At 71.4% G+C, this 15,398-nt stretch carries 17 protein-coding genes; 10 read left to right on the top strand and 7 right to left on the bottom strand.

What is annotated here, in order from left to right:
• The first annotated feature begins 4 nt into the window (after positions 1 to 4).
• Positions 5 to 1,300: a citrate synthase gene (locus BIV04_RS13290; protein ID WP_082060022.1), complete on the top strand. Its 1,296-nt coding sequence runs from the start codon at positions 5 to 7 to the stop codon at positions 1,298 to 1,300.
• Between the two features lie 111 nt (positions 1,301 to 1,411).
• Here the strand turns inward: BIV04_RS13290 and dapD are convergent, their stop codons facing one another.
• The gene (dapD, locus tag BIV04_RS13285; RefSeq protein ID WP_071256887.1) at positions 1,412 to 2,386 is read right to left on the bottom strand and encodes a 2,3,4,5-tetrahydropyridine-2,6-dicarboxylate N-succinyltransferase; all 975 of its coding nucleotides are present in this window, start codon (positions 2,384 to 2,386) and stop codon (positions 1,412 to 1,414) included.
• Between the two features lie 76 nt (positions 2,387 to 2,462).
• Here dapD and dapE point away from each other — a divergent pair, with 76 nt between their 5' ends.
• From dapE to BIV04_RS13270, 3 genes are all read left to right on the top strand, one after another.
• Complete coding sequence (gene dapE, locus BIV04_RS13280) at positions 2,463 to 3,536, top strand: succinyl-diaminopimelate desuccinylase (protein ID WP_071256770.1); 1,074 nt, start codon at positions 2,463 to 2,465, stop codon at positions 3,534 to 3,536.
• Complete coding sequence (locus BIV04_RS13275) at positions 3,521 to 4,792, top strand: hypothetical protein (protein WP_255364291.1); 1,272 nt, start codon at positions 3,521 to 3,523, stop codon at positions 4,790 to 4,792. Before dapE ends, BIV04_RS13275 begins: the two co-directional genes overlap by 16 nt.
• Before the next feature lie 83 nt (positions 4,793 to 4,875).
• The gene (locus BIV04_RS13270; RefSeq protein ID WP_071256769.1) at positions 4,876 to 5,046 is read left to right on the top strand and encodes a DUF3117 domain-containing protein; all 171 of its coding nucleotides are present in this window, start codon (positions 4,876 to 4,878) and stop codon (positions 5,044 to 5,046) included.
• A 141-nt stretch (positions 5,047 to 5,187) separates the two neighbouring features.
• Here BIV04_RS13270 and BIV04_RS13265 read toward each other — a convergent pair whose 3' ends face one another.
• On the bottom strand, positions 5,188 to 5,814 hold the full coding sequence (locus BIV04_RS13265) for an O-methyltransferase (protein ID WP_054145342.1): 627 nt from the start codon (positions 5,812 to 5,814) through the stop codon (positions 5,188 to 5,190).
• A gap of 69 nt (positions 5,815 to 5,883) precedes the next feature.
• On the opposite strand from BIV04_RS13265, the gene BIV04_RS13260 reads away from it, so the two are divergent.
• Positions 5,884 to 6,288: a hypothetical protein gene (locus tag BIV04_RS13260; RefSeq protein ID WP_055974037.1), complete on the top strand. Its 405-nt coding sequence runs from the start codon at positions 5,884 to 5,886 to the stop codon at positions 6,286 to 6,288.
• Between the two features lie 88 nt (positions 6,289 to 6,376).
• On the opposite strand, the gene BIV04_RS13255 is transcribed toward BIV04_RS13260, so the two are convergent.
• The gene (locus BIV04_RS13255) at positions 6,377 to 7,291 is read right to left on the bottom strand and encodes a LysR family transcriptional regulator (RefSeq protein WP_071256768.1); all 915 of its coding nucleotides are present in this window, start codon (positions 7,289 to 7,291) and stop codon (positions 6,377 to 6,379) included.
• A 188-nt stretch (positions 7,292 to 7,479) separates the two neighbouring features.
• Between BIV04_RS13255 and BIV04_RS17460 the strand changes: the two genes are divergently transcribed.
• Positions 7,480 to 7,602 carry a hypothetical protein gene (locus BIV04_RS17460; protein WP_255349746.1) on the top strand — a complete coding sequence of 41 codons (123 nt, stop codon included), beginning with the start codon at positions 7,480 to 7,482 and terminating at the stop codon, positions 7,600 to 7,602.
• Positions 7,603 to 7,776: 174 nt separating this feature from the next.
• Here the strand turns inward: BIV04_RS17460 and BIV04_RS13250 are convergent, their stop codons facing one another.
• Genes BIV04_RS13250 through BIV04_RS13240 form a run of 3 tightly spaced genes read right to left on the bottom strand, consistent with a single transcriptional unit; the run spans position 7,777 to position 10,832 of the window.
• Positions 7,777 to 8,898 carry an Mrp/NBP35 family ATP-binding protein gene (locus tag BIV04_RS13250; protein ID WP_177174822.1) on the bottom strand — a complete coding sequence of 374 codons (1,122 nt, stop codon included), beginning with the start codon at positions 8,896 to 8,898 and terminating at the stop codon, positions 7,777 to 7,779.
• Positions 8,899 to 8,941: 43 nt separating this feature from the next.
• The gene (locus BIV04_RS13245) at positions 8,942 to 9,523 is read right to left on the bottom strand and encodes a DUF1003 domain-containing protein (RefSeq protein ID WP_055974027.1); all 582 of its coding nucleotides are present in this window, start codon (positions 9,521 to 9,523) and stop codon (positions 8,942 to 8,944) included.
• The gene (locus tag BIV04_RS13240; RefSeq protein WP_071256765.1) at positions 9,510 to 10,832 is read right to left on the bottom strand and encodes a magnesium transporter MgtE N-terminal domain-containing protein; all 1,323 of its coding nucleotides are present in this window, start codon (positions 10,830 to 10,832) and stop codon (positions 9,510 to 9,512) included. The genes BIV04_RS13245 and BIV04_RS13240 overlap by 14 nt, the downstream gene beginning before the upstream one ends.
• Positions 10,833 to 10,903: 71 nt before the next feature.
• Here BIV04_RS13240 and BIV04_RS13235 point away from each other — a divergent pair, with 71 nt between their 5' ends.
• The 4 genes from BIV04_RS13235 to BIV04_RS13220 all read left to right on the top strand — a co-directional run bounded on the left by BIV04_RS13235 (position 10,904) and on the right by BIV04_RS13220 (position 13,786).
• On the top strand, positions 10,904 to 11,404 hold the full coding sequence (locus tag BIV04_RS13235; protein WP_056048662.1) for a general stress protein: 501 nt from the start codon (positions 10,904 to 10,906) through the stop codon (positions 11,402 to 11,404).
• Between the two features lie 17 nt (positions 11,405 to 11,421).
• On the top strand, positions 11,422 to 12,060 hold the full coding sequence (locus tag BIV04_RS13230) for a hypothetical protein (protein WP_071256763.1): 639 nt from the start codon (positions 11,422 to 11,424) through the stop codon (positions 12,058 to 12,060).
• 116 nt (positions 12,061 to 12,176) lie between these two features.
• A complete protein-coding gene (locus BIV04_RS13225; protein ID WP_083396451.1) occupies positions 12,177 to 13,004 on the top strand; it encodes a YcnI family protein in 828 nt (275 codons plus the stop codon).
• Positions 13,001 to 13,786, top strand: coding sequence for a copper resistance CopC family protein (locus BIV04_RS13220; RefSeq protein WP_255364290.1), 786 nt, complete (start codon positions 13,001 to 13,003; stop codon positions 13,784 to 13,786). The genes BIV04_RS13225 and BIV04_RS13220 overlap by 4 nt, the downstream gene beginning before the upstream one ends.
• 77 nt (positions 13,787 to 13,863) lie before the next feature.
• On the opposite strand, the gene BIV04_RS13215 is transcribed toward BIV04_RS13220, so the two are convergent.
• A complete protein-coding gene (locus BIV04_RS13215; RefSeq protein WP_071256761.1) occupies positions 13,864 to 15,378 on the bottom strand; it encodes an aminopeptidase P family protein in 1,515 nt (504 codons plus the stop codon).
• Positions 15,379 to 15,398 lie beyond the last annotated feature (20 nt).

The following is a 15,398-nucleotide window of genomic DNA, read 5'->3' as shown; positions in this document are numbered from 1 at the left end:
CCGGGTGACTGACACTGCCAACGACGCCCAGAAGGCCACGCTGCAGTTCCCGGGGGGAACAGCCGAGTTCCCGATCGTCGCGAGCACCGAAGGTGCCTCGTCGATCGACATCTCGACGTTCACCAAGCAGACCGGTTACACGACCCTCGACACGGGGTTCGTGAACACCTCCAACGCCCGAAGCACGATCACCTACATCGACGGTGATCAGGGCATCCTGCGCTACCGGGGCTACCCGATCGAACAAGTCGCCGAGAACTCGACCTACCTCGAGACGGCCTGGCTGCTGATCTACGGCGAACTGCCCACCCCCGACCAGCTCGCCGACTTCGACGCGCGCATCCGGCGGCACACGCTGCTGCACGAAGACCTGCGTCGCTTCTTCGACGCCCTGCCGCACAACGCCCACCCGATGTCGGTGCTGTCGAGCGCGGTCGGCGCCCTGTCGACGTTCTACGAAGACAGCATGAGCGTGCACGACCCCGAGCAGGTCGAGCTGCAGACCGTGCGACTGCTGGCGAAGCTGCCGGTCATCGCGGCTTACGCGCACAAGAAGAGCCTGGGCCAGGCCTTCCTCTACCCCGACAACTCGCTCAGCTTCGTCGACAACTTCCTCAAGCTGAACTTCGGCACGATGGCCGAGCCGTACGAGGTCAACCCGGTTCTCTCGAAGGCGCTCGAGCGTCTGCTCATCCTGCACGAAGACCACGAGCAGAACGCGTCGACGTCGACCGTGCGCCTCGTCGGCTCGACCCAGGCCAACATGTTCTCGTCGATCTCGGCCGGCATCAGCGCGCTCTACGGGCCGCTGCACGGCGGGGCCAACGAGGCCGTCCTCAAGATGCTCGCCGAGATCCGAGACAGCGGCCAGGGCGTCGAGCGTTTCGTCGAGCGGGTCAAGAACAAAGAGGCCGGCGTCAAGCTGATGGGCTTCGGCCACCGCGTCTACAAGAACTACGACCCCCGCGCCAAGCTGGTCAAAGAGAGCGCCACCGAGGTGCTCGAGTCCCTCGGCGTGAAGGACGACCTGCTCGACATCGCGATGGAGCTCGAGGGCATCGCCCTGGCCGACGACTACTTCGTCGAGCGCAAGCTCTACCCGAACGTCGACTTCTACACGGGCGTCATCTACAAGGCGATGGGCTTCCCGCCGCGCATGTTCACCGTGCTCTTCGCGATCGGGCGCCTGCCCGGCTGGATCGCCCACTGGCGCGAGATGAACACCGATCCGACGACCAAGATCGGCCGCCCCCAGCAGTTGTACCTGGGCGCGACCGAGCGCGACTGGCCGCAGCGCTAGTCCGTCGGCATCACGCCACCACGCAAGAAGGTGGGCACGGCGCCAGGTTCAGATCTGGCGTCGTGCCCACCTTCCGGCGTCGAGGCGGCGTGGTAGTGCTGCCCTGTTCGGCTACGCGTGCAGCTGCGAGTTCAGCGTGATGCCGTGGCCCTTGCGGGGGAGCACCTCGACGGCACCGGTGAGCGAGTTGCGGCGGAAGAGCAGCCCGGGCTGGCCCGAGAGCTCGACGGCCTTGACGGTCTGCGGTGAGCCGTCGTGGGTCGGGGTGCCGCCCACGACGACGACCTTGGTGCCGGCCGTCACGTAGAGTCCGGCCTCGACGACGGTGTCGTCGCCGATCGCGATGCCGATGCCGGCGTTGGCGCCGAGCAGGGCGCGGGCACCGATCGTCACGCGCTGGGTGCCGCCGCCCGACAGTGTCCCCATGATCGAGGCACCGCCGCCGATGTCGGACCCGTCACCCACGACGACGCCCTGCGAGATGCGGCCCTCGACCATCGACGACCCGAGGGTGCCCGCGTTGAAGTTCACGAAGCCCTCGTGCATGACCGTGGTGCCCGGGGCCAGGTGCGCACCGAGCCGCACCCGCGAGGCATCGGCGATGCGGACGCGGTCGGGGGAGACGTAGTCGAGCATGCGCGGGAACTTGTCGATGCCGGTCGCGACGATGCCCGCACGCTGCAGCGTCGGACGCAGGCGCGCGAAGTCGTCGGGGTGGACCGGCCCCGCGTTCGTCCACGTGACGATCGGCAGGTGCCCGAAGACGCCGTCGAGGTTGATCGTGTTGGGCTTCACCAGCAGGTGGCTCAGCAGGTGCAGGCGCAGGTACGCGTCGGGGGTGGACGCAGGAGGCGCGCTCAGGTCGATCTCGATCGTCACCGGGACGAGGTCCACCACCCGGCGCTCGTCGGGGCCGGCGGCGTCGGCCAGCTCGGCCGGGACGATCTCGGGGTCGCGGTCGGCCGGCAGGGTGCCGAGCCGGGGGGAGGGGAACCAGGTGTCGAGCGTGGTGCCGTCGTGCGAGACGGTCGCGAGGCCGTACCCGTAGGCGTGGGTCGGGGCGGTGGCGGTGGCGTCGGAAGTCATGGACCCGAGCGTATCGGCAGCCGCCGACCAGCCGGTTCGGAGGCGACCCGTGCCGTCGGCCCGTAAACTCGCCCGCATGGCACCGATCGACCTCTCCGTCTCGCCCGTCGACGTCACGAGGCAGCTCTGCGACATCCGGTCCGAGTCAGGCGACGAACGTCTCGTCGCCGACGAGATCTGGGCCACGCTCGATGGCTGCGACCACCTCGAGTTGTTCCGCGACGGTGACGCGATCGTCGCTCGGACGCAGCTGGGCCGTGACTCGCGGGTCGTGATCGCCGGTCACATCGACACCGTGCCCATCAACGACAACGTGCCCACACGCTACGAGACCGAGGGCGACGTCGAGTACCTGTGGGGCCGGGGGACCGTCGACATGAAGGCCGGCTGCGCCGTGCACCTCCGACTCGCGGTCGAGCTGACCGAACCGAACGTCGACGTGACGTGGGTCTGGTACGACCACGAAGAGGTCTCCGACGCGCTGAACGGCCTGGGCCGCCTCGCGCGCCTCCGGCCCGACCTGCTGGCCGGCGACTTCGCCGTCCTGGGCGAACCGAGCAACAGCGGGGTCGAGGGCGGCTGCAACGGCAACCTGCGCGCCGAGATCCGCACCTTCGGCGCCCGCTCGCACAGTGCTCGGTCGTGGGTGGGCGACAACGCCATCCACAAGGCCGCGCCGATCCTCGACGTGCTGGCGGCCTACGAGGCTCGCGAGGTCGAGGTCGACGGGCTCGTCTACCGCGAGGGCCTCAACGCCGTCGGCATCACGGGCGGCGTGGCCGGCAACGTGATCCCCGACGAGTGCATGGTGCACGTCAACTACCGTTTCGCGCCGAGCCGCAGCGCCGACGAAGCCGTCGCGCACGTGCGCGAGCTCTTCGAGGGCTTCGACGTCACGATCGTCGACCTCGCGCCCGGCGCGCGGCCCGGCCTGAACGCCCCGCTGGCGCAGCAGTTCCTGCGCGCCGTCGGCGGCGAGGCCAAGCCCAAGTACGGATGGACGGACGTCGCGCGCTTCTCCGCCCTGGGCGTGCCCGCAGTCAACTACGGCCCCGGCGACCCGATGCTGGCCCACCACGACGACGAGCGCGTGCCCGTGCAGCAGATCCTCGACAACGAGCGCGGACTGCGGGCGTGGCTGACGGCGTGACCGTCGGCGAGGCGAGCCGCGCCTCCTCGTCCCCGCTCTCGCGTCACGCCCCTCGACGACCGATCTCGCCGTCGAGGCGTCTTCTGCTGCGCTACCGCCTCACGCCGTGGTGGGCCCGGGTGCTCGTGGTGTTCGTGCTGTCGCGCGTGGTCAGCACGATCGCGCTCCTCACCTTCGCCGGTGCCCAGCAGGCCAACGCGTGGACCCTCGCGAGCCCCGACTACGGCAGCTTCGCCACCATCTGGGACGGTCACTGGTACTACATCATCGCCGTGGTGGGGTACCCGAGCGACCTGCCGATCACGGGCGACGGTCACGTGGGCGAGAACGCCTGGGCGTTCATGCCCGCCTACCCGTTCGTCGTCCGTGGGCTGATGACCCTGACGGGTCTGCCCTTCGCGACGCTCGCCGTCGTCGTGTCGGTCGCCTGCGCCGCGGGGACGGCCCTGCTGTTCTACCGCCTCATGCGGCACTCGCTGCCCGAGTCGACCTCGTTGTTCGCGGTCGTCCTGTTCTGCGTGGCGCCCCTGTCGCCGTTGCTGCAGGTGGCCTACGCCGAGTCGATGTTCTTGCTGCTGCTCTGCGCGAGCCTGCTCCTGCTGGTGCGGCGACAGTACCTGGCGATGCTGCCGGTCGTGCTGATCATGTCGTTCACGAGGCCCGGGGCCCTTCCGCTCGCCCTCGCGATCGGACTGCACGGGGTGCTGCGCTGGTGGCGTCGGTACGACGATCCCTTCCCGGTGCGCGAGCGGGTCCGCGTGGTGGCGGTGGCCGCGGCCACGGCCGTGTTCGGCGTCGCGTGGCTGATCGTCGCCGGTGCAGTGACCGGCGTGCCGGGTGCCTACACCGAGACCGAGCTCGCGTGGCGGGCGCCGTACATCGGCTACGGGCCGCTCGTGCCGTTCACCCCCTGGGTCGACGGGGCGAACTGGTGGTTTCCGGGTGGTTCCGGCATCGCCCTGCTCGTCCTGTCCGTGCTCGCCTTCACGGCCCTGATGCTGTCGCCGTGGGCGCGCCGGACGAGCGTCGACCTGAGGCTGTGGGGCGTCGCCTACGCGCTCTACCTGCTGGCCGTGTTCTTCCCGCAGTCCAGTACCTTCCGGCTCCTGATGCCGCTCTTCCCCCTGCTGGGCGTGCTCGCGGTGCCGCGCTCGAAGGTCTACCGCGCGCTGCTCGTCGCCGTGTTCGTGGCGGCCCAGTGGGCATGGCTCTACTACTGCTGGTGGGTGAACGGGTACGACTGGACGCCGCCGTGATCGGTGGTCGAACGGCGTCGTTTAGGTCGGGGGCTCGAAATCACGGATAATGGGACCAGCAACTTGCGAAAGGGGACTATCTGATGGCAGCCATGAAGCCGAGGACCGGCGACGGGCCTATGGAAGCCGTTAAGGAGGGCCGTCTCATCATCGTGCGTGTTCCGCTCGAGGGTGGGGGACGCCTCGTGGTGTCGGTCAACGACGACGAAGCCAAAGAGTTGCACGACGCCCTCGCCGGCGTCGTGAGTGCCTAGTCGGCCACCTCCTTAATAGCCCCGGACGCCCCGCCCGTCGCACAAGCGACGCGCGGGGCGTCCGTGCGTGTGCCCACGGCCTGCTGCCCACGGCCTCTTGCCCGCCGCATGGGCTCGGGCGCGACTCAGGGCGTGGGCGTCTCAGCGCTTGACGAGCGAGAGCAGGCCGTCGCCCGCGGTCGAGAGCGAACTGATCACGGCCGGTGAGGTCGACACCTCGGTCAGCAAGGTGCGGAAGCCCGTGGTCGTGGTGTCGCGGACGGCGGGATTGGCCACCCTGCCGTGCCAGAGCGCGTGCGCGACGAGGACGAGTCCGCCGGGACGGGCGAGTCGCAGGCCGTGCTCGACGTACTCGATGACCGAGCCGGGGTCGGCGTCGACGAAGACGATGTCGTACGAGTTCTCGTTCATGCGAGGCAACACGTCGGCTGCGCGGCCTGCGATCAGGCGGAAGCGGCTGGCCGGGACCCCCGCCTGCAGGTAGGCGTCACGGGCGGCCTGCTGGTGCTCGATCTCGCGGTCGATGGTCGTCAGCACGGCACCGGGGGCGCCCGAGAGCAGCCAGAGTCCGCTCACGCCCAGGCCCGTGCCGACCTCGATGATCGACGAGGCGTTCGAGGCGGCGGCGACGACGGCGAGCTGGGCACCCACCGCCGGCGAGACGGCTTCGACGCCGACCTCGAGCGAATGCTGTCGAGCCTCGGCGATCGCGTCGCTCTCGGTGACGAGTTCTTCCGCGAACTTCCAACTTGACTCTATCTGCGACACACCCACTCCTCGAAAGGCCAACTCTAGGGGGTTCCCCGAGTCGTCACCGGTTAGTCTGCATGCGTGTCCATGTTCGGTCTGACGTTCGACAAGCTGCTCATCATCGGTGTGCTCGCGGTCTTCCTGCTCGGTCCCGAACGGCTGCCCGGTTACGCGTCGAAGCTCGCTCAGCTCGTCCGGACGGTGCGCGACATGGCCAACGGCGCCAAGACCCGCATGCGCGACGAGATGGGCCCCGAGTTCGACGACGTCGAGTGGCAGAAGCTCGACCCACGCCAGTACGACCCGCGGCGCATCATCCGCGACGCGTTGCTCGACGGCACGGACGCCGCTCCCAAGCCCTCGGCGCCGAGCATGGCGACGGCCGGTGCCGCCGCGGCCGTGTCCGCGGGGTTGCCCGGGGGCCGCTCCACCGCTCAGGTCGTGCCCCTCGCGACGGGCGAGGTGCCGCCGTACGACTCCGAGGCGACCTGACGCGCCTGCTGCGCCGCACCTCCTGACCTCGCCCGCCTCGTGGCCCCTCCGGCCTCGTGGACGCGGCACGGCCGCCCCCGGCGACGTGTCAGACGCCGCCGTGCAGCGCCGCCACGCGGGAGGCCTCGGCCCGGAGGGCGTCCACGACCCGTCGCACGGAGGGGCGCTCGGCCCGATCGCGCCGCATCACGGCCGACACCCATCGCACGGCCCGGATGCTCTCGAGGGGGACGAGCACCATGTCGTCACGGGCGTCCTTGGCGGTGAAGCGCGGCAGCACGGCGATGCCGAGGCCGGCCCCGACGAGCGACTCGGTCACCTTGGTGTCGCTGAAGCGCTGGGCGACGCGCACGGGGCTGCCGGTCACCCGCTCGATCTCGCGGTAGACCCACTCGAACGGGAAGTCGTGCGGCACGCCGATCCAGTTCTCGCCCTCGAGGTCGCCGGGCGCGAGCGAGGCGCGACCGGCCAGGCGGTGGTCGGCGGGCAGGGCGATGTCGAGGGGCTCCGTCAGCAGGGGGACGGTGACGAGCCCACGGCCGGGCCAGGGCTTGTCGTCGGACGAGTGCGCGACGACGATGTCGTGGTCGGCGGCCAGCTCGGGGAACTCGCGGATCGACGGGTCGTGGTCGCTGGCGACGACCACCAGGCCCGGGGTCTCGGCCACCGTGCGTAGCAGCCCCGGCAGCAGCATCTGTCCGCCCGTGGGGAAGGTGGCCAACGTGACCTCGCCCTGCGGGGTCGCGATGAAGTCGTCCCAGACCGCCTGGGCGCGTTCGAGGGCCACGGCGACGTCGGTGGCCGTCTGGGCGAGCACGCGCCCGGAGCCGGTGAGCACGATGCCGCGTCCCACCCGCTCGGTCAGTGCGACACCGGCCTCGCGCTCGAGCACCTTGAGCTGCTGCGAGACGGCGCTCGGGGTGCGGTGGGTGGCCCGGGCGACGGCGGCCACGCTGCCTCGTTCGGCGAGTTCGCGGAGCAGTTCGAGGCGCTTGACATCCATGTAGCAAAACTACCCTGTTTCGGTAGAAACGTGAGATTGATCTACCGCTTTTCGAGGCGCATCATTGAGGAGTCCCCGGAGCGCGTCGTAGCGCTCCCGAGCTCCGGTTGACCTGGTCCCGGGCTCGGTGGCGAATCCATCCCACCACGCAGAACCGCGCGTCGAACCGCGCCAGAAAAGAGTCCCCCATGCTCACCGGAATCATCGTCCTCGTCATCGCCGCAGTCGTCGGAATCGCCGGCTCGCTCGTCTCGGTCGCCCGCGACGGCTTCCGCGCCATCCCGACCAAGACCTACAACCGCTGGTCGTAGTCCACTTCGCGGTGGTCGGCGCGTCTCCCTCCTGAGCGTGCCGTCGCCGCGTGTGCCGCCCCCGTGCTGGGGTGCGGCACGAGCACGTCGCCGCCCCCGGGCGAGACGCTGTGACGAAAGGGCACCTCGCCACGCGAGGTGCCCTTTCTGCACGTACCGAGTCCTCGACCCGGGTCAGGTCACGCTGAGTCCGAGCTTTCGGCCGGCCAGCCCCCGGGCCCGCACGGCCAGTCGGCCCGCCAGCTCGTCGATGGCCGCGGCCGCAGGATCGTCGGGAGCGGCGAGCACGACCGGAACACCGTCGTCACCGCCCTGCCGCAGGCCCAGGCTGAGCGGCACGCTGGCCAGCAGTGGCACCTCGGTCTCTTGCCCGGCCGACAGCCGGCGCGCCGTCTCGACGCCTCCACCCGACCCGAAGAGCTCGAGGACGCTGCCGTCGGCCTGGGGCAGACCGGCCATGTTCTCGACCACTCCGAGCAGCCGCTGACCCGTCTGGCGCGCCACGAGCCCGCTGCGCTCGGCGACGTCGGCGGCGGCCGGTTGAGGCGTCGTGACGACCAGCACCTCGGCGTGCGGCAGCAACTGCCCCACCGAGATGGCGACGTCGCCCGTGCCGGGAGGCAGGTCGAGCAGCAGCACGTCGAGGTCGCCGAAGTACACGTCGGTGAGGAACTGCTGGATCGTGCGATGCAGCATCGGCCCCCGCCAGGCGACCGCCGTCGAGGCGTCGTCGACGAACATGCCGATCGAGATGACCTTCACGCCGTGGGCCACGGGCGGCAGGATCATGTCGTCGACGCGGGTGGGCTTCACGGATGCGCCGTCGGGGCCGACGAGGCCGAGCAACCCGGGGATGCTGAAGCCGTAGACGTCGGCGTCGACGATGCCGACCGCCAGGCCGCGGGCCGCGAGGGCGACGGCGAGGTTCGCGGTGACGGTGGACTTGCCCACGCCACCTTTGCCGCTCGTGACGGCGTACACCCGGGTCAGCGTGTCGGGCCCGAACTGCATGCCCCGCGCCGCGCGGCCCGCCCGCAGCTTCTCGGTGAGGGCGTGTCGTTCGTCCTTGGTCATGACGGTCACGTCGACGGTCACACCGGTGACGCCGACCACGGAGGCCGTGGCCTCGCGGACGTCGCGTTCGATCGTGTCGGCGGCGGGACAGCCCACGATCGTGAGCTTCACGGCCACCGTCGCCGCGCCTCCTGCGTCGACGACGACGTCGCCGATCATGTCGAGCTCGGTGACGGGCTTGCGGATCTCGGGGTCGAGCACCCGACCGAGCGCGCGGCGCACGTCGTCCGGTGTCGGCACCGGTGGCCGGGTCGCCGGGGACGCCTCAGCCACGGTGCCCGTCGCGCCGGGTCTCGCGTCGTGACGGGGACGAGGAGGCGCGGGTCGTCTCGACCCCGGAAGCCTCGTCGTCGTCGCGACGGTCGAGCTCGTCGAGCAGCGAGCGCAGCTCGGCCCGGATGAAGTCCTTGCTCGCCATGTCGCGGATCGCGATGCGGAGGGCGACGACCTCGCGGGCCAGGTACTCGGTGTCGGCCAGGTTGCGCTCGGCGCGCTGACGGTCCTGTTCGAACTGCACGCGGTCGCGGTCGTCCTGTCGGTTCTGCGCGAGCAGGATGAGGGGAGCGGCGTAGGAGGCCTGCAGCGACAGGATCAGCGTCAGCGCCGTGAAGCCGATGGCGGCGCTGTCGAACCGGATGTCGACGGGGGCGACCGTGTTGTAGATCATCCAGACGACGCAGAACAGGGTGAGGGCGATCAGGAAGTAGGGCGTGCCCATGCCGCGGGCGATGGACTCGGTGGCCCGGCCGAACCGGTCGCTGCTGACCCGCTTGCGCCCGGGCAGCACTCGAGGGCGCAGGCCCTTCGGGGCGTCGAGGCGGACGTCGTTGCGGTTATCGCGGGCCATCGTCGCTCCTCGTGCTCTGGCCGATCGCGGGGCGACGGGCGCGACCACGCGGTCGGCTCGCGGTCAGGGGTTGGTCGGGGTCTTGACTGCGCCAGTCGTCGGGCAGCACGTGGTCGAGCACGTCGTCGATGGTGACGACGCCGACGAGTCGGTGCGACGAGTCGACGACGGGCACCGAGACGAGGTTGTAGGTCGCCATGACCCGCGTGACCTCGAGGGCCGTCGCGTCGACGCGGACCGGTTCGGTGGTCTGGTCGAGGATGGTGCCCAGGCGCTCGTTCGGCGGGTAGCGGAGCATCCGCTGGAAGTGCACCATGCCGAGGAACCGGCCGGTGGGCGGCTCGTAGGGCGGCAGGACCACGCAGACGGCCGCGCCGAGCGCGGGGGCCAGCTCGTGGCGACGGATGAGGGCGAGGCCCTCGGCGACGGTCGCGTCGGCCGAGACGATGACGGGCTCGGTCGTCATCAGGCCGCCGGCGGTGTCGGAGTCGTAGCTGAGCAGCATGCGCACGTCGTCGGCCTCGTCGGGCTCCATCAACGTGAGGAGCTGCTCGGTGCGCTCGTCGGGCAGCTGGGCGATGAGGTCGGCCGCGTCGTCGGGCTGCATCTGGTCGAGGACGCTGGCCGCGCGGTGGTCGTCGAGGCCCGTGAAGATCTCGACCTGCTCGGCCTCGGGCAGCTCTTCGAGCACGTCGGCGAGGCGGTCGTCGGACAGTTCGCCGGCGACCTCGAGCCGCCGCTCGGCCGTCAGGTCGAGCAGGGTGTTGGCGAGGTCGGCGGGAACGAGGTCGGAGTACGCGGCGATGAGGTGCTCGGCACTCTGCGCCTCGCCCGGCCCGGCCTCTTCGACCACGTCGTCCCAGGCCGCGAACGCCGTGGGCGGTTTGACGAACGGCGACGGCGACGTCTTGGGCTTGCGCAGGAAGAGTTGGCCGACCTCCCAGTCGCCTTCGCTCACCTCGTCGATCGCCACGTCCTCGATGGTGGCGTGGCCGCCGCCGTGGCGGAACGACACCCGACGACCGAGCAGGTCGGCGATGACCCGGGTCTCGCCGCCACGCTGTTCGAAGCGGCGGAGGGTGATGACGCCGTTCGTGATGATCTGGCCCGAGCCGATGCTCGTGACACGGCCGATGCCCACGAAGACCCGGCGCTTGCCGGGGACCTCGACGACGAGCCCCACCACGCGGGGCGCCCCGGTGCGGCGATAGACCACCAGCACGTCGCGCACCTTGCCGACCTTGTCGCCCGCGGGGTCGAAGACGGAGCAACCGGCCAGCCGGGCGACGAAGACTCTGGTTGCACTCACGCGTCCAATTTAGTCGCTCGCACCGTCGTCGCCGACGGGGGCTCGGCAGGGGCACCGTGTTTAATGCAGGGATGACGAACCCGGGCCCCGTGGGGCGACGCCCGCCGATGGTGCCCACCCTGCCGCGGGGCGACGTCCTCGGCACCTACGACACGTATCCCGAGGCCCAGCGCGTGGTCGACCGGTTGTCGCAGGCCGAGTTCCCGATCAAGCGGCTGGCCATCATCGGCAACGACCTCAAGACCGTCGAACGCGTCACCGGTCGACTGAGCTACGGGCGCGCCGCGCTGGCGGGGGCCGTGACCGGTCTCTGGCTCGGGGTCTTCTTCGGGCTCGTCATGCTCGTCTTCGCGACCGAGACGGCGACCGCGGCCACCGTCGGGGCGGCCGCCCTGCTCGGCGCGGGCTTCGGCATGCTCTACGGCATCGTCAGCTTCGCGATCACGCGACGTCGCCGCGACTTCACCTCGACCCACCAGGTGCTCGCGTCGAACTACCAGATCGTGGTCGACCCCGAGGTCTCCGGTCGGGCGCACGAGATCCTCGCCCGTCCCGAGACCCCGCGGCGCTGACGTACCCTGGTGTCGACATGGCACCCCGCGACCCCTCCACGACGGCCACCCGGGCCGAGCGCTTCGCGCGGGGTTGGCTGACCGCCGGCGCCTCGACCCTGGTCGCGGCCTTCTCCCACGTGGCGGGCGGCGGCATGCAACCCGGCGTGCTCGGCGTGGTCCTCGCTCTCGCCGTCGCCGTGCCCGTCTCGATCGCCCTGGCCGGCGTGCACCTCTCGACCGTGCGGCTGGCCGTCGCGGTCGCGCTCAGCCAGGTCGCGTTCCACCTTCTCTTCTCACTCGGCGCCGAGGGTGGCGGCGGAGCCTCCGCCACGGGCGGCCACCACTCGGCGCTCGTCATCTCGACGGCCGCCGACGGGTCGGTGTCCGGTGCGGTCGCGGGTGCCATGGTCATGGGTGGCCCCGCCATGTGGCTGGCCCACGCCCTCGCAGCCGTGATCACGATCGTCGCTCTCCGGCGGGGTGAGGGTGCCGCGTGGGCCCTCGTCCGACTGGCCGTCCGCGGTCTGGCCGTCGCGCGCCTCCTGACGGCCGGGCACCGGCCCGAGGTGCCCGTCGTCCGCCGCCCGCAGACACCGACCGACGTCCGTCCGCGCCCACCCGGGCGGCGACACCTCACGGCCCGGCCCCGCCGCGGTCCGCCCTGCCCTGCCTGACCCTCACGCCGTCGACCTCCGTCGTCGGCGACCCCGTCGTGCGCGCCCCCGCGCCGCCGGGCCCCATCGTCATGCACCGCAGACCGATCGCCCTCGCGATCGAGAGGACCAGCTCCATGAACCGCACCACCGTCCCCGCATCCGTCACGACCCGCCGTCCCCGGTCGTCCGCCGTCGTCATCCGGTCGGCCGCCGCTCTCGGCGCCGCCGCCCTGCTCGCGCTGGCCGCGCCCCTCGCGGCGTCGGCCCACGTCCACGTCGAGCCCGGCCAGGCCGAGGCCGGCTCGTACGAGACGCTGACCTTCAAGGTGCCGAACGAGTCCGCGACCGCCGGCACCGTCGGACTCGTCGTCGACCTGCCCACCGACACCCCGTTCACCTCGGTGTCGTACCAGCCCCTGCCGGGGTGGACCACCGAGGTCACCACCAGCACGTTGCCCGAGCCGGTCGAGCTCGACGGCACGACGATCACCGAGGCGCCGACCCAGGTGACCTGGACGGCCGAAGGTGACACGCAGATCGCCCCGGGTCAGTTCCAGGAGTTCGTCATCTCCGCCGGTGCAGTGCCCGACACCGGGTCGATCGCCCTCCCGGCCCACCAGCGTTACTCGGACGGCACGGTCGTCGACTGGGCCGACGCGACGCCGGCCTCGGGAGAAGAGCCCGAGCACCCCGCACCGACCCTCTACGTCAACGACGCCCCGCCGGCCGACGAGCACGCCGGGCACGAGACGGACGACGACACGACGACCGCGGGTCTCAGCACCTCCGGCGACTCGGCGTCGGGTTCCGGCGACGGAGCGGTCGGACCGCTCGCGATCGGCCTCGGCATCGGCGGACTCGCCCTCGGTGCCCTGGCGCTCGTCGTCTCGGTCGTGGCACTGACTCGTCGGCCCCGGGCGACGGCGTCCGGCGCCTCGACGAGCGGCCGGGTGGACGCGTGACGGCCGCGCGCCTGCGGGCACCGCGCCTCCTCGGCGTTCTCGCGATCGCCGGCCTCGGCGCCGCGACCGGCGTGCTCGCCCTCGTGCCGGTGGGCCCCGCCGCGGCGCACGACTACGTCGTGAGCAGCACGCCCGCCGCCGGCTCGACCGTCGACTCGTCCCCGGCGACCGTGTCGATCACGTTCAACGACGTGATCCTCGACCTCTCGGGAACCGGCAGCTCGAACGTGCTCGAGGTGACCGACGCCGCGGGCCTGCACTACGAGGACGGCTGCTCGACCACCTCGGGGCCGACCCTCGCGACCGGCGTCGCGCTCGGGGCGCCCGGTGCCTACACGATGACCTACCAGGCGGTCTCGGCCGACGGTCACACCGTGTCGGACGCCGTCCCGTTCACCTACGCACCCGCCGCGGGCACCGCCGAGGGGGACGGCTCGCCGACCCGTCCGAGTTGCGGCAGCGCAGGAGGCGCGGGGGGCGGCTCCGACGCCCCCACCGGCGACGAGACCGACGCGGCCTCGCCCTCGGCGTCGACCGAGCCCGAGATGACGACCATGGCGACCCCGGGTGACGACACCGTGGCGACGCCGTCGGCCGCGTCCGAGTCGGGCTCGGTTAACGCCGGTCTCGTCATCGGCATCGCCGTCGCGATCGTCGTGCTGGCCGCCGCCGGTGTGGTCGTGGCGATCGTCACGGGTCGGCGACGGGACGGGACGCCGGCCGAGGCCGAGGTCGACGACCCGGCGGCCCCGGACGGCGACGAGTCGTCCGGCGGCCGGTGACCCTGCCTCGCTGATCGGGGTGCGGACGGACGAAGGGCCCCGGGTGCGATGCACCCGGGGCCCTTCGGCTTCGGACCTCAGTCGCGCGAGATCCACGCCTCGACGTCGGCGACCGTGCGGGGGATGCCGACCGACAGGTTCTCTGCGCCGTCGGCGGTCACGAGGACGTCGTCCTCGATGCGGACGCCGATGCCGCGGAACTCCTGGGGGACGGTGAGGTCGTCGGGCTGGAAGTACAGGCCGGGCTCGATCGTGAACACCATGCCGGGCTCGAGCACGCCGTCGAGGTAGAGGTCGCGGCGGGCGGCGGCGCAGTCGTGCACGTCGATGCCGAGGTGGTGGCTCGTACCGTGCACCATGTAGCGGCGGTGGTACTGGTGGTCGGGCTTCAGCGACTCGTCGGCGGAGACCGGCAGGAAGCCCCATTCGGCCGTGCGCTCGGCGATGACCCTCATGGCCGTCGCGTGGATCTCGCGGAACGCGATGCCCGGGCGCACGATCGCGAACGCCGCGTCGGCCGCCTCGAGCACGGCTTCGTAGACCAGGCGCTGCACGTCGGTGAACCGGCCCGAGACGGGCAGCGTGCGGGTGATGTCGGCCGTGTAGAGGCTGTCGAGCTCGATGCCGGCGTCGATCAGGATGAGGTCGCCGTCGCGCACGACGCCGTCGTTGCGCGTCCAGTGCAGGACGCAGGCGTGGTCGCCCGACGCGGCGATCGTGTCGTAGCCGACCGTGTTGCCGTCGGCGCGGGCGCGACGGTTGAAGGTGCCCTCGACGAGGCGTTCGCCGCGGGGGTGCGCGACGATGTCGTCGAAGTCGGCGATCACGTCGGTGAAGCCCTTGCCCGTCACCGTCACCGCCTGGCGCATCTGGGCGACCTCGTACGCGTCCTTGACGAGCCGCAGTTCGCTCAGGTCACGGGCGAGGTCGGCTGAGGTCGCCCGCCCGGGGGTGCCGTCGTCGTCGGGTGTCACGTCGCCCACCGCCGAGGCGGGGGACTGCTCGGCTGCGGCCTCGACGACGGCGTCGAGACGACGGGTCAGGTCGGGGTCGGCTTCACGGACGACGAGGGTCTCGGCGTCGACCGTGCTGACCACGGCCTCGAAGTCGGCCAGGTCGCGCGCGGCCAGTCCCAGGTCGGCGGCGACCTGCGTCAACGAGGGGCGGGGGCCGATCCAGAACTCACCGATCTCGGGGTTGGCGTAGAACTCGTCCGAGTCGCGGCCGGCGCTCGCGCGCAGGTACAGGGTGGCGTCGTGCCCGTCGGCCGTGGGCTCGAGCACGAGCACCGAACCGGGCACGGTGTCGGAACCCCAACCCGTCAGGTGCGAGAACGCCGAGTGCGCTCGGAAGGGGTAGTCGCAGTCGTTCGAGCGGACCTTGGCGGAGCCGGCCGGGACGACCAGGCGGGTGCCCGGGTGCAGCGCGGACAGTCGCGCGCGGCGGTCGGCGGCGAACGGCGCCTGCTCGCGCGGCTCGGGCAGGACGTCGGGGCGGTCGGCCCACTGCGACGAGATGTAGTCCTTGAACGTGTCCGACCCGGGGGTGGTGGAGCGGTTGGTGGTCGCGCGCGGCGCCTTCTGATCTGCCATGCCCACCATTGTCCCGCCAA

It is taken from the genome of Frigoribacterium sp. MCBA15_019 (assembly GCF_001864945.1).
In the GTDB taxonomy this organism is placed as follows: Bacteria; Actinomycetota; Actinomycetes; order Actinomycetales; family Microbacteriaceae; genus Frigoribacterium.
Note: the sequence above shows the minus strand (reverse complement) of the source record. Positions and strands in the feature narration are given on the sequence as shown.